This window comes from Dietzia sp. NPDC055340, assembly GCF_053645335.1.
In genome coordinates, this window is record NZ_JBSHML010000018.1 from 1 (window position 1) to 13,328 (window position 13,328).

A 13,328-nucleotide genomic window follows, 5' to 3' on the forward strand; every position below is an offset into this window, starting at 1 on the left:
GCTGTCACGCGTGGCGGGGCCGCCCTCTGTTCGGATCTGTCAGTGCGTGGCCAACTCGATCCGCTCCCTGCGCGCCCGCGGCAACTCGGTGCCGCTCTGCAGGTCCACGCGCACGTGGTGCAGCACCGCTCCACGCACCGGGAACGCACCGTCGTAGGCGTGGCTCACGGCACTGCCGCGACTGCGACCGACGTCCAGTGTCTCGTTCATGCTGAACATCGCCGGTGCGGTCACCGCGATGCGCCCGGCACCCACCTGCTCGCCGTCGACGAACAGCACCAGGTCGGCGCCCGCGGCGATCCCGCCGTCGTAGGCGAATTCCAGCTCCACCGTGTGCGCGCCCGGCGCCAACGGCGCGGTGCCCTCGGCCTTGCCGCGTGCGCGACCGAAGAAGTTGTACTCGAACACCGGCACGCCCTCGAGCAGGTACAGCGCCATCCCGCCGAAGCGGCCGCCCAGACTGAGTAGCACGCCCTCGCACGGGTCGTCCTCAGCGGTCTCGGGGGCCACGTCCAGTGACGCCGACAGCAGGAAGCCCCGGTTGAACAGCTTCGGCGCGGCCTTCTCGTTGAGTCCGTCCATGTGCGGGTACAGCGTGATGGACGAGCGGCCCGCCATGGGGTGCGGCGGCCGGTTCTCGGCGCCGGCCTGGCGACCGACCGTGGAATCATCGAGCGGCAGCACGTCATACCGGGCCGCCTCGGCGATGAACTTGGTCTTGAGCCGCTCGAGGAGCTCCGGATGCTCGGCAGCCAGGTCGCGGGACTGCGACCAGTCGACGCTCGTGTCGTACAGCTCCCACCTGCTCTCGGACAATGGGGTCAGGTCGACGCCCCCGGTGGCCATGAGCCACGGCGCACGCTGCGCGGTGACGGCGGTCCACCCGTGGTCGTAGATCCCGCGGTTGCCGAAGATCTCGAAGTACTGCGTGGTGTGCCGGTCAGGCGCGTCGGGCGCGGTGAACGTGTACGCCATGCCCACGCCCTCCAGCGGCTTCTGCGCCACCCCGTCCACGGTGTGCGGCATGGGCAGGCCGGCCGCCTCGAGGATGGTGGGCGTGATATCCACGCAGTGGTGCCACTGGTGGCGCAGGCGCCCGGGCTCGGCGATCCGTCCCGGCCAGTGCGCGACCAGCCCGTTGCGGGTCCCGCCGTAGTGCGAGGCGACCTGCTTGGCCCACTGGTACGGGGTGTTCAGCGCCAGCGCCCACGACGAGGGGAAGTGTGGGTACGACTCCGGCCCGCCGAGCGAGTCCCAGTTCTCCAGGAGCTCCTCGGTGGTCGAGGCGATCCCGTTGAGACCGGCCAGATAGTTGAACGCGCCCAGACGGCCGCCCTCGGTGGACGCGCCGTTGTCCCCCACCATGTACAGGACCAGGGTGTTCTCCAGCGCTCCGGTGGCCTCGAGGTGGTCGATCATCCGCCCCACCTGGTCGTCGGTGTGCTCGAGGAACCCGGCGTACAGCTCCATGAGGCGGGCGGCCACACGGCGCTCGTCGTGGTCCAGCTCGTCCCAGTGCGGCAGGCCGGGCGACCACGGGCCCAGCTCGGTGTCATCCGGCACCACGCCGAGTTCCTTCTGCCGGGCCAGTGTGCGCTCGCGCAGCGCGTCCCAGCCGTCGTCGAACTCACCGGAGTAGCGGTCCCGGTACGACTCGGGCACGTGCAGCGGCGCGTGGACGGCGCCGAACGGCAGGTAGCAGAACCACGGCTGGTCGGGGGCCACGGAACCCAGCTCGTCGGTCCACTGGATCGCGCGGTCCACCAGGTCCTCGGTGAGGTGGTAACCCTCCTCCGGGGTGCGCGGCGGATCGACCTGTCGGCGTCCGTCGTAGAGGACGGGCACGAAGTGGTCGGCCTCGGCGCCGAGGAATCCGTAGAAGGTGTCGAACCCCTCCTCGGTGGGCCAGCGGTCGAACGGCCCGGCGGCCGTGGTCTCCCACGGCGGGGTCTGGTGCATCTTGCCGAACGCGCCGGTGGCGTAGCCGTTGCCGCGCAGGACCCGGGCGACGGTGGCGGCCGAGTCGGGCCGGACCCCGGTGTAGCCGGGGGCGCGGGTGGCCATCTCGGAGATCACGCCCATGCCCACGCTGTGGTGGTTCCGGCCGGTGAGGGTGGCCGCGCGGGTCGGCGAGCACAGGGCCGTGGTGTGGAATCGCGTGTAGCCGGCGCCGTCCCGGGCCAGCCGCTCGATCGTGGACGTGCGACACGGGCCGCCGAAGGCCGAGGAGGTGCCGAAGCCGACGTCATCGAGCATCACCAACAGGATGTTGGGCGCGCCGTCTGGGGCGTGGACCTGCTCCGCGCCGGGGAACGCGTCCTGCTGGTGGCGCCGGTCCATCTCGGCGGGGATCCGGCCGGCGAGGCGGCGGGCCGGGAGGACATGCCGGTCGAGATCGCTCATGCCGGCACGTCCCCCTCGATCGCGACCCGCTCCATGACGCGGCGGTTCGGGAAGTAGTCACTACACGCGTAGTGCTGGGTGGCGCGGTTGTCCCAGAACGCCACCGTCCCCGGCCTCCATCTCAGTCGTACCTGGAAGTCGGGCATCTTGACCTGGTCGATCAGGCGCCGCAGCAGGTGCGCGCCCTCCTCGGGGTCGACGCCGTCGATCCGCGTCGTGAACAGGCTGTTGACGAACAGCAGCTTGCGACCGGTCTCGGGATGGGTGCGCACCACGGGATGGTGCTGCGGCGGGTAGGTCTCCTGCATCGCGGCCAGCTTCTCGGGCGTCATGCCGAGCCCGAACGACGGCGTGAAGTCGTGGGTGGCGGTGAGACCGTCGATGCGCTCCTTGATGTCGGAGGGCAGGGCCTCGTAGGCGTTGCCCATGTCGGACCACAGGGTGTCGCCGCCGGCCTCGGGGACGTCGATGGCACGCAGGACCGACCCGAGCGGCGGGCGCTGCTGCCACGAGACGTCGACGTGCCAGATGTTCTCCATGCCGGGGTTGTCCTGGCCGCGGTCGAACCGGACGACCTCGGGGAGCTCGCCCTGGTCGAGCAGTGGGTGGACCTCGAGCTCGCCCCAGTTCGCGGCGAAGTCGCGGTGCTGGCGGGCGGTCACGTGCTGCTGGTCGCGGAAGAACAGAACCTTGCGCTCGAGCAGCGCGCGCTTGAGCTCATCGATCTGCGCCGATGTGGGGTCGGCCAGGTCCACACCGGAGATCTCGGCCCCGATGTACGGGGTGACCGGCCGGACCCCCACGTGCTGGTAGGGAGCCGGGACGGCGTCGTCGGCGCTCAGCCGCAGCCGTTTGGGGCCGAACTCTATCTGGTGCTCACCGATGGTGATCTGCAAGACGGTGTGTCCTTTCCGGGACTCGCGCAGGGTGTGGCGAGGGGGTATGACACAGACTGTAGACATTCGTCTACAGTCCTGTCCATGGATAGCCCGAAATCGCACCGACCCACCGGGCGCGAAGCCGTGCGACGCGCCGTACTGGGCACCGCTCGCAGGATCTTCGCCGCCCGGGGCCCCCGCGCACCACTGCGGGAGGTCGCCGACGCCGCCGAGGTCAACCTCGGCCTGATCCACCGACACGTCGGAAACAAGGACGACCTGCTCGCGGCGGTCCTCGACCAGGGGCTCCGGCACGGGTCCGCGCGACTGGACGGTTACGACGACGCCGGGGCGGCCATCCGGTCCATGCTGCTGGGCGCCACCGACAATCCCGACTTCAGCCGCCTGCTGGTGTGGCTCTCTCTCGACCCGGGCGCGGTGGGCCGCCCGGTCCTGGACGCCTCGACCCGCCCGGCGCAGGCGGTGGCGCGCATGACCGATCCCCCGCCGGTCGACACCCTCCACCTGGCACTGGCCCTGACCACCGTCTACGCGTGGCCGGTGCTGCGCGAGCAGATCCTGGACGTGCTGGGCTTCACGCAGGACGCGCGTGCGGACGTGGACGCGCGGATGGCGGACCTGGTGGCGCGCGTCGTGACAGGATCCGGTGCGGAGTCCACGACGGAGAGAGAAGAAGTATGACGACGACGAGCTCGTGCTGCGCCCCGTCCGGCCCGCTCGGTCCGGATGACGCGCGAACGCGACCTGAGAAGAGCCCGGATTCCGGGGCGGCGCCGGGGCCCGGCGCCATGGTTCCGGGAGCGGGCGCCGGGCGACCGCGTCGACAGAAGGTGATTCCCGCGGGATCGTTCCTGATGGGCGACCACCACGACGAGGGCTACCCCGACGACGGCGAGTTGCCGTTGCACGAGGTGCGGTTGCGATCGTTCCGGATGGACGAGACAGCGGTGACCAACGCGCAGTTCGCGACCTTCTGCAAGGACACCGGTTACGTGACCGAGTCCGAGCAGGTCGGTGTGTCGGCGGTGTTCCACCTCGCCGTGGACGCCGCCCCCGCCGACGTGCTGCACCAGCTCGACACCACGCCGTGGTGGGTGGCGGTGCGGGGTGCGGACTGGCGGCACCCGGGCGGGCCGCGGAGTTCCATCACAGACCTACAGAACCACCCGGTGGTGCACGTCTCGTGGAATGACGCGTCGGCCTACTGTCAGTGGGCGGGAGCCCGGCTCCCGACCGAGGCCGAGTGGGAGTACGCGGCGAGGGGCGGGCTGCCGGCCGCCCGGTTCCCCTGGGGTGACGAGCTCACGCCACGGGGGCGATGGAACCTGAACGTGTGGCAGGGCCGGTTCCCCGCGCACAACTCCCTGGACGACGGGTATCTGACGACCGCGCCGGTCCGGGCGTTCCGACCGAACGCCTACGGTCTGCACCAGATGGTCGGCAACGTCTGGGAGTGGTGCGCGGACACGTTCGACCCCGGCTGGTACGCCGTGTCCGGGGTCGACAACCCCCTCGGACCCGATCCTGAGGAGCTCTCGGAACTGGCCCCCGGCCGCGCGCCGGGCGTCGGTGACTGGCGGGTCATGCGGGGCGGGTCGTACCTCTGCCACGACTCCTACTGCTACCGCTACCGGGTCGCGGCGAGATCGTCCAACACCGCCGACTCAGCCTCCGCCAACCTCGGGTTCCGGTGCGTCCGCGACCTCTGACTTCTGCGCGCCAATACCTACCCCGGCGCGAAGTGCGGCCTCCACCATGTCGTAGAGGTGCGCCAACACGCTGTCGAAATCCGAGTTGACCACCGTGTTGTTCGCGTCCCGACGATCCTCGTACACCGCCAGTGACCCGGTGAACATCTGCGTGGCCAGGTCGATGCGTTCGAAGGCCGTGCGCCGGGGCAGGTGAGACAGCACGTCGATCAGCCGCACCACAACGTCGTCGGTCGTGGTGCGCAGATTCACCTCCGGCACAGCCGGACCCATGACGGGCCCGACCCGCTGGAGGAATCGCGCGTAGTGGGTGGCCTCCGGCTGCGCACGCAGCAGGTCGACCATCGGGCCGAACAACACGTGCACGAGCGAGGTCAGATCGGTTCCCAGCCCCTGCTCGTCGACCTCGGCCAGCCGACGCTTGCGCTCGACGTCCAGGGCCACGAGCCGCCGGCGCAGGATCTGGGTGATCAACCCGTCCCGGCTACCGAAGTGGTACTGGACGGCGGAATTGTTCCGGTGCCCCGCCATCGCCGCGACATCGCGCATCGAGACGTTGTCCAGTCCCCGCTCGCCGATGAGCTTCTCGGCGACCTCGATCATGGCCGCCTTGGCGTCTCTGTTCTCGGCCTGGACGCCGGGCTCCACCCCGTCCGGCATGTCACCGGCGACGACGTCAGATCTTGGCTGCACCGGGACTCCACTTCCGTCCCGCGGCCTCACCCAGCTGGTTGAAGCTCAGCACGGTGAGAAACAGGACGACGGCCGGGACACCCACGAGGTAGGGGTACCGCTGGAAGTCCGCCTGGCCCGCGCTGATCATGTTGCCCCAGGTCGGCTCCGGCCTCGGGATACTCAGCCCGAGGTAGCTCAGCGACGCCTCGGCGACGATGAGCACCGCCACCAGCATGAAGCTGTAGGAGAAGATCGCCGGGAAGATGTTCGGCGCGACCTCCCGCAACATGATCCGGATCTCGCCCGCACCGAGGGACCTCGCGGCGGTGACGAAGTCGCGCTTGGCGTAGGTCATGGCATTGGCCCGCACGAGGCGCGCGAAGGACGGCACCACCATGATCCCCAGCGCGAGGGTGACGTTGGGCAGCGTGGGGTTGAGCACGGTGACGATCGCGATGAGCAGAACCAGGGAGGGGAATGCCAGAAGGGTGTCGGTGAGGATCGAGACCACGCGGTCGGTCCAGCCGCCGCGGTAGCCGGCGACCAGGCCGAGGGCGCCGCCGATCAGGGCGCCGATCACCACGCCGCCGATGCCCACCACCAGCGACACGCGGGCGCCGTAGAGCAGTCCGCCCAGGACGTCCAGGCCCTGGGAGTCCGTTCCGAGTGGGTGCCCGGATCCGAGGTCCGGCGGGAGCATCGAGGCGGTCGTCAGCGCCAGGGAGGGATCGCGAGCCTCGGCGATCGGCAGGAAGTCAACGATCAGTGCGCCCAGGACGATGACGACGGTCCAGCCCAGTGCGAGCCAGGTGCCGAGTCCGGAGACCCGGGGCAGTGAGCGGCGACGCCTGCCGGGCGTCACGGGGGCGACCGGGTCCACGGGCATATCGGTGCGGGTCGAAGAGATGTCAGCCACGGCGGATCCTCGGGTCGATGAGTGCGTAGGTGATGTCCACGGCGGTGTTGACGAGGACGTAGAAGATGGCGATCACGATCACCCCGCCCAGAACGACCGGGAGGTTGTCGTTCTGGACCGCGTCGACGATCATGCTGCCCATTCCTGGGAGGTTGAACAGGCGCTCGACCACCACGGTGCCACCGATGAGCCGACCGAGGCTGATGCCCGCGAGCGTGACGATGGACACCGTCGACGGGCGCAGCGCTTCGGAGACCAGGACGTGCCCGGTGGGCATGCCCTTCGCCCGGGCGGAGAGCACGAAGTCCTGCTGCAGCGTCGAGATCATGTCCGTGCGCAGGACACGGGTGAAGATCGCGACCTCCATGAGTGCCAGAGTCAGTGCCGGCAGGGCGATACTGCGGAGATTGTCCCCGAGCCCCTCGGCGATGGGCACGAACCCCTGGCGGGGGAACTCCGGCAGCAGCAGCGCGATGAGCGCGAGCACGCCGCCCACCACGAGTCCACCGATGAGGGCGCGTCCCCACATCACACCGGGCGCGCCGCGGCCACCTCGCTTACCGATCGGCGACAGCGCGACGGCCAGTCCGATGACCACCGCGGCCCCGAGGATGACCTGCTGAGCCAGCGAGTGGTTGAACACGAACAGGTAGATGAGCAGCAGGCCGGCCACGAAGCTCGGCACCGAGATGAACGCGAACGCGACGATCGAGGCGACCTGGTCGAAGACCCCGCCACGCCGGTAGGCGGACCAGACCGCAACCGGCACGGCGATCGCCAGCGACAGGATGATCGCGGTGAATGCGAGCTGCATCGTGACGGGCAGCGCGTTGCCGATCATCTCTCCCACGGACTGGTTGGGCGGGATGAGCGAGTTGCCGAGATCGCCTTGCACGATGTCGCCAGCCCAGTTGCCGAAGCGGGTGGAGACCGGATCGTCGAGACCGAGTTCTTCTCGCGCCAGCTGGTACTGCTCTTCGGTCGCGCCGGGACCGACGGCAGACGCCGCCGAGTCTCCCGGCACCGCCTCCATCAGGAAGAACGCGCCGATCGCGGCGAGTATGACGACGACGGCCGCGTGCAGAGCGCGTTCGCCAATGAACCTGAGCACGTGGGGGGACCCTCCATTTGAGACACCGCATGAGGCGGTCGCTTAATTTTCTTGACGTGGACACACTAAGCCGTGATACTCATCACAGCAAGACGGATTAAGTAGATGACTTAGACCGGACCACGATCCTGAGGAGGCAGTCATCCCCGCAGCTTCATCGCGCCGGCCGGACACCCCGGCCGGCGGCGCAGACCTGTTGTTGGAGGTCCGCGACCTACGCACCCACATCGACACCCCCGGGGGACGAATCACCCCGGTCGACGGAGTCGACATCTCACTGCGCCGCGGTGAGACCATCGGCATCGTCGGCGAGTCCGGCTCCGGCAAGTCGATGCTGGTCCGGTCGATCATGGGCATCGCCCCGACCACCGCGCGGATCGATCCCGCGTCGACGGTGCGGTTCGACGGGCGCGACGTCCTGTCCCTCACCCAGCGCGAGTCGCAGAAGTTCTGGGGTCGGGAGATCGCCATGGTCTTCCAGGACCCGCTGACCTCGCTTAACCCGATCCGGACGATCGGCCGGCAGATCACCGACCCGCTGCGCCACCATCTGGGGCTGAGCCGGCGGGAGGCGACCGACCGCGCCGTCGAACTGCTCGAGCGGGTGCGCATCCCCTCCCCCCGTGTACGCATGAACGAGTACCCGCACCAGCTCTCGGGCGGAATGCGTCAGCGCGTCGGTATCGCGATCGCGCTGTCCTGCTCCCCCAAACTGCTCATCGCCGACGAGCCCACGACCGCCCTGGACGTGACCGTGCAGCACGAGATCCTCGACCTGCTGCACGCCCTCCAGTCCGACGGGGACATGGCGATGATCCTGGTCAGCCACGACCTGGCGGTGGTCTCCCAGCACACTGACAGGATCGGCGTGATGTACGCCGGCCATTTCCTCGAGGTAGGCGATACCCGCGCCCTCCTGGACGAGCCCGCACACCCGTACACCGGGGCACTGCTCAGCTCCATTCCGCGCCCCGACCTGCCGCCGCACACGCGGCTGACGGTCATCGAGGGCCGGCCCCCGAACCTCCGGGACATGCCGACCGGATGTCGGTACGCCCCGCGGTGCACCCGGGCACAGGACGACTGCCTGCAGGTCGATCCCCCGCTCGAGGACCTGAGGGCCACGGGAGCCTCCGGCTCCGAAGCGCACAGGGTCGCCTGCTTCCACCCCACCATCCCCGCCCGGGCGAACATGAGTAGCGAGGCATCATGACCGGCATCCCCTCGAGCGTCGCGGACGAGTCGACCCCGGCCGGTGCCGGCCGGGCCGCGGACGCCAAGCTCGTCGTCGACGCCGTGACCGTCGAGTACCACACCCGCAAGGGCACGGTCCACGCCGTCTCGGACGTCTCCCTCGACGTCCCCCGCGGCTCGACACTCGCCCTGGTGGGCGAGTCGGGCTGCGGTAAGTCCAGCCTCGGACGCGCGATGCTCCAACTGCCCCGTCCCACCTCGGGCCGTGTGATCGTGGACGAGACCGACCTGTGCGGTCTCTCGGGCGCCGCGCTCAAGCACGCCCGGAAGATGATCCAGATGGTGTTCCAGGACCCCATCTCCTCGCTCAACCCACGGCGCACGGTCCGGGACATCGTGGCCGAGGGGCTGGAGATCCAGGGCGTGGGCAGCGGACGCGCCGAGATCCGTCAGCGGGTCGACGCGGCACTGGAGGCCGTCGGGCTGGACCCCGCCCACGCCGGCGACCGCCGTCCCTCGGAGTTCTCGGGCGGACAGTGCCAGCGAATCGCCCTGGCCCGCGCCCTGGTGCTCGAGCCCGAGGTCTTGGTGTGCGACGAGCCGGTCTCCGCGCTCGACGTGTCCGTGCAGGCGCAGATCCTGAACCTGCTCGAGGACATGAAGGAGCGCTACCGGCTGACGATGGTGTTCATCTCCCACGACCTGTCGGTGGTGCACAACATCGCCGACCAGGTGGCGGTGATGTATCTCGGCCAGGTGTGCGAGGTCGCCGACACGGAGGCGCTCTACGGCGCCCCTGCACACCCGTACACGATGCTGCTCATCTCGTCCGCCCCCACGCTCGGCGGCACCCTCGCCGACTCCCTGGGCGAGGCGCCCATCGCGGCCACGAGCTCCGAGCTGCCGTCCCCGCTCAATCCCCCGTCCGGCTGCCGATTCCGGACCCGGTGCCCCCGGGCCACCGAGATCTGCGCGACCGAACGCCCACAACTGATCGACATCGCACCCGGCCACAAGGTCGCGTGTCACCACCCTCTCGAGGAGAACTGAATGAAGCGCACTACCGGCGCCTTCGCCGTGCTGGCCGCGGCGACGCTGACCCTGACCGCCTGCGGAGGGGGGCCTGACGATTCCTCGAGCGCCTCGGGCGGCGGCGGACTCACCCCGACCGAGTCCGGCCGGTGCACCGAGGACCAGGTCGGCGGCACCATCACCATGGGTGAGTACGTCATGCTGCCCACGTTCATGCCCGGTCAGGGCCAGTACGGGATCCGCGGCGGCGCCGAGTCCGCCGCCATCTACGACCGGCTCATGCGCTGGAACCCGGAGGCCGAGGAGTTCGAGCCCAAGCTCGCCGAGTCGCTGGAGTCCAACGACGACAACACGGTCTGGACCTTGAAGCTGCGCGAGGGCGTGAGTTTCTCCAACGGCGATCCCGTCACCGCCGAGGACGTCGCGTTCACCATCGGCCTGCACCAGGACCCGGCCACCCGCTCGGTCGTCATGACCGACGCCATGCAGGTCGAGGAGGCCGTGGCGGTCGACGAGCAGACTGTCGAGTTCACCCTCGCCGAGCCGTGGGCCGGCTTCCCGGTACTGCTGTCCGGTGCCGCTGGCGAGGTCATCCCCCAGGCGGCGTTCGAGGCGTCGACCCCGGAGGAGTGGGCGCGCAACCCGATCGGCGCCGGCGCGTTCGTCATGGACTCCTACACCCCTGATCAGAACGTCGTCCTGCAGCCCAACCCGGACTATTACGGCGGCCCGGTCTGCCCGACCCTGGAGTTCATCCGCATCCCCGGCTCCCAGGGCACCATCGACGCCTTCCAGACCGGTGAGCTGCAGGTCGGCGTCCTGCGTGGCGCCAAGTTCGTCACCGAGGCCCAGGACTCCGAGTTCCAGGGCTTCGAGGAGATCATCAGCTCCGGTTCCGTGATCAACATGAACTCCGGCAACGCCGGTTACGACGGTGTCCTCACCGACGAGCGTGCGCGCCGGGCCGTGGGTCACGCCATGGACCGCGACCTGTGGGACCAGCGTCTGGCCGGTGGCACGGGCCAGCCGACCTCGGCGCTCGTGGCCGAGTCCTCGCGCCTCTACGACAACCAGGAGGGCCCGAAGTACGACGCGGACGAGGCCAAGCGACTGGTGGACGAGGTCAAGGCCGAGAACCCCGATTGGGACGGCTCCCTCGAGCTGCTCATCTCAGACGGGCCGGAGAACGTCGAGGCGGGCGTCGTCGCCAAGGCGATGCTCGACGCCGCCGGGTTCGACGTCAGCATCGTCAACGCCCCGGTCTCCCAGGTCACCGCGCGCCAGTTCACGGGCGACTACGAGATCGTGATCGGCGGCCTGGCGCCGTCCGATGCCGACCTGGCCTCGACGTTCGCCGCCGCGATGACCCCCGGCGGTGCGACCAACCTCACCGGGATCGACGATCCGGAGCTGACCGCCGCTCTCACCGAGTTCAAGGCCGCCGCGGACGTGGACTCCCAGAAGGAGGCCCTCAACCGGGTCCAGGAGGTCTACAACCGGGTTCAGCCCTTCGCTGTGATGGCGAACGCGGAGCAGTACGTGATCGTCGACGAGTCGGTCAAGGGCATCGTGCCCACGCTGTCCTCGGTCATGCTCTTCGACGGCGCCTACGTCGAGGAGTGATCCCCGTCGGCCCCTGAGCGGGCCGCGTATCACCAGCTCCACCGCAGAACCGGGCCCCGGGTCATCCGCCCACCGGCGGGACGACCCGGGGCCCGCTCATACGCCTTCACCCCACCACAGGAGAATTCATGACCCGCGCTATCCGCGCTCTGTCCGTACTCGCCACCGCGACGATCGCCCTGACCGCGTGCGGCGGGGGTGGACCTGATTCCGACAATTCGGCCTCGGGCGCCACCGCGCCGGACCAGTCCGAGCGCTGCACCGCCGACCACGTCGGCGGGACCATCACCATGGGTGAGTACGCGATGCTGCCGTCCTTCGCCCCCGGCCAGGGCCAGCATGGCGTGCGCGGCGGATCCGAATCCGCCGCGGTCTACGACCGTCTCATGCGCTGGAACCCGGAGGCCGAGGAGTTCGAGCCCAAGCTCGCCGAGTCGCTGGAGTCCAACGACGACAACACGGTCTGGACCCTGAAGCTGCGCGACGGCGTGAACTTCTCCAACGGCGATCCCGTCACCGCCGAGGACGTCGTCTACACGATCGGCCTTCACCAGGATCCGGCCACCCGTTCGACGGTGATGTCCGATGCCCTGCAGGTCGAGCAGGCCGTGGTGGTGGATCCGCTGACCGTCGAGTTCACCCTCACCGAGCCGTGGGCCGGCTTCCCGATCCTGCTCGCCGGAACCGGTGGCGAGATCATCCCCCAGAAGGCTTTTGAGGCCACGGATCCGCAGGACTGGGCACGCAACCCGATTGGTGCGGGAGCATTCACCGTCGCCAGCTATACCCCCGACCAGGAAGTGGTGCTGGAGCCCAACCCGGACTACTACGGCGGCCCGGTCTGCCCGACTCTGAAGTTCATCCGCATCCCGGGCTCACAGGGCACGTACGAGGCGTTCCAGACCGGCGAGGTCCAGGTCGGGTTCCTGCGAGGTGCCAAGACCGTGACCGAGGCCCAGGACGCCGGTGACCGCGGTTTCGAGACCATCACGAGCTCCGGCTCGGTCGTCAACCTGAACACCGGGGCGGCCGGTTACGACGGTGTGTTCACCGACGAGCGGGCGCGCCGGGCCTTCGCCCACGCGCTCGACCGCGACCTGATCGACCAACGCCTCACCGGCGGTCTCGGTCAGCCGACCGACGCACTCATCGCGGAGTCCTCGCGCTTCTACGACGGTCAGCAGGGGCCGGCATACGACCTGGAGGCAGCCGAGGCCCTCGTCGACGAGGTCAGGGCAGAGCGTCCCGACTGGAACGGAGAGGTGACGCTGCTGATCGCCGACAGCCCGGAGAACATGGAGACCGGCGTCGCGCTCAAGGCGCTGCTGGACGCCGCGGGGTTCGAGGTGACCCTGGAGAACGCGCCCGTCACCCAGGTCGTGGCGCGCCAGTTCACGAACGATTTCGAGGCGGTCGTGGGCGGGCTCGCGACCTCTGATGCCGATCTCGCCAGCACTTTCTACAGCGCGTTCGCGCCGGGCGGATCGACGAACCTCACCGGCATCGACGATCCGGAGCTGACCGCCGCCGTCACCGCGTTCAAGGCCGCTCCGGATCTGGACTCCCAGAAGGAGGCGCTGAACCACCTCCAGGAGGTCTACAACCGGGTGGTGCCGCTGGCGGTGCTCGCCAATTCCGAGGAGTACGTCGTCGTGGGCGACACGGTTCGGGGCGTCTCACCGTCCCTGTACTCGACCTTGCTCTTCGACGGCGCGTACGTCCAGGAGTGACCGGCTCCTGAAGCCGACACGGCCCCGGATCCCGCG

The 13,328-nt window shown here is 69.4% G+C and carries 11 protein-coding genes; 6 read left to right on the plus strand and 5 right to left on the minus strand.

Features of this window, described 5'->3' with window-relative positions:
* Window positions 1–39: 39 nt before the first annotated feature.
* On the minus strand, window positions 40–2,403 hold the full coding sequence (locus tag ACWIFB_RS13315) for an arylsulfatase (protein WP_454058501.1): 2,364 nt from the start codon (window positions 2,401–2,403) through the stop codon (window positions 40–42).
* Complete coding sequence (locus ACWIFB_RS13320) at window positions 2,400–3,299, minus strand: TauD/TfdA dioxygenase family protein (RefSeq protein WP_454058502.1); 900 nt, start codon at window positions 3,297–3,299, stop codon at window positions 2,400–2,402. The genes ACWIFB_RS13315 and ACWIFB_RS13320 overlap by 4 nt, the downstream gene beginning before the upstream one ends.
* An 84-nt stretch (window positions 3,300–3,383) precedes the next feature.
* On the opposite strand from ACWIFB_RS13320, the gene ACWIFB_RS13325 reads away from it, so the two are divergent.
* Together ACWIFB_RS13325 and ACWIFB_RS13330 are read left to right on the plus strand one after the other, a co-directional pair.
* The gene (locus ACWIFB_RS13325) at window positions 3,384–3,983 is read left to right on the plus strand and encodes a TetR/AcrR family transcriptional regulator (protein ID WP_452098455.1); all 600 of its coding nucleotides are present in this window, start codon (window positions 3,384–3,386) and stop codon (window positions 3,981–3,983) included.
* Complete coding sequence (locus tag ACWIFB_RS13330; protein ID WP_454058503.1) at window positions 3,980–5,011, plus strand: formylglycine-generating enzyme family protein; 1,032 nt, start codon at window positions 3,980–3,982, stop codon at window positions 5,009–5,011. The genes ACWIFB_RS13325 and ACWIFB_RS13330 overlap by 4 nt, the downstream gene beginning before the upstream one ends.
* Here the strand turns inward: ACWIFB_RS13330 and ACWIFB_RS13335 are convergent.
* The 3 genes from ACWIFB_RS13335 to ACWIFB_RS13345 are packed head-to-tail and all read right to left on the minus strand — an operon-like array spanning window position 4,967 to window position 7,713.
* A complete protein-coding gene (locus ACWIFB_RS13335) occupies window positions 4,967–5,704 on the minus strand; it encodes a TetR/AcrR family transcriptional regulator (protein ID WP_454058504.1) in 738 nt (245 codons plus the stop codon). The two genes, ACWIFB_RS13330 and ACWIFB_RS13335, sit on opposite strands and share 45 nt — an antisense overlap.
* Window positions 5,688–6,602, minus strand: a complete 915-nt coding sequence (locus ACWIFB_RS13340; RefSeq protein ID WP_454058505.1) for an ABC transporter permease — start codon at window positions 6,600–6,602, stop codon at window positions 5,688–5,690. Before ACWIFB_RS13340 ends, ACWIFB_RS13335 begins: the two co-directional genes overlap by 17 nt.
* Complete coding sequence (locus ACWIFB_RS13345) at window positions 6,595–7,713, minus strand: ABC transporter permease (RefSeq protein WP_344994149.1); 1,119 nt, start codon at window positions 7,711–7,713, stop codon at window positions 6,595–6,597. The genes ACWIFB_RS13340 and ACWIFB_RS13345 overlap by 8 nt, the downstream gene beginning before the upstream one ends.
* Before the next feature lie 196 nt (window positions 7,714–7,909).
* On the opposite strand from ACWIFB_RS13345, the gene ACWIFB_RS13350 reads away from it, so the two are divergent.
* From ACWIFB_RS13350 to ACWIFB_RS13365, 4 genes are all read left to right on the plus strand, one after another.
* Window positions 7,910–8,926, plus strand: a complete 1,017-nt coding sequence (locus ACWIFB_RS13350; RefSeq protein ID WP_344994152.1) for an ABC transporter ATP-binding protein — start codon at window positions 7,910–7,912, stop codon at window positions 8,924–8,926.
* Window positions 8,923–9,957, plus strand: a complete 1,035-nt coding sequence (locus ACWIFB_RS13355; RefSeq protein ID WP_454058506.1) for an ABC transporter ATP-binding protein — start codon at window positions 8,923–8,925, stop codon at window positions 9,955–9,957. Before ACWIFB_RS13350 ends, ACWIFB_RS13355 begins: the two co-directional genes overlap by 4 nt.
* Window positions 9,958–11,562 (plus strand): ABC transporter substrate-binding protein, encoded by a 1,605-nt coding sequence (locus ACWIFB_RS13360; protein ID WP_344994158.1) that lies wholly within the window; start codon window positions 9,958–9,960, stop codon window positions 11,560–11,562.
* 128 nt (window positions 11,563–11,690) lie between these two features.
* The gene (locus tag ACWIFB_RS13365) at window positions 11,691–13,292 is read left to right on the plus strand and encodes an ABC transporter substrate-binding protein (protein ID WP_344994161.1); all 1,602 of its coding nucleotides are present in this window, start codon (window positions 11,691–11,693) and stop codon (window positions 13,290–13,292) included.
* Window positions 13,293–13,328: the final 36 nt, after the last annotated feature.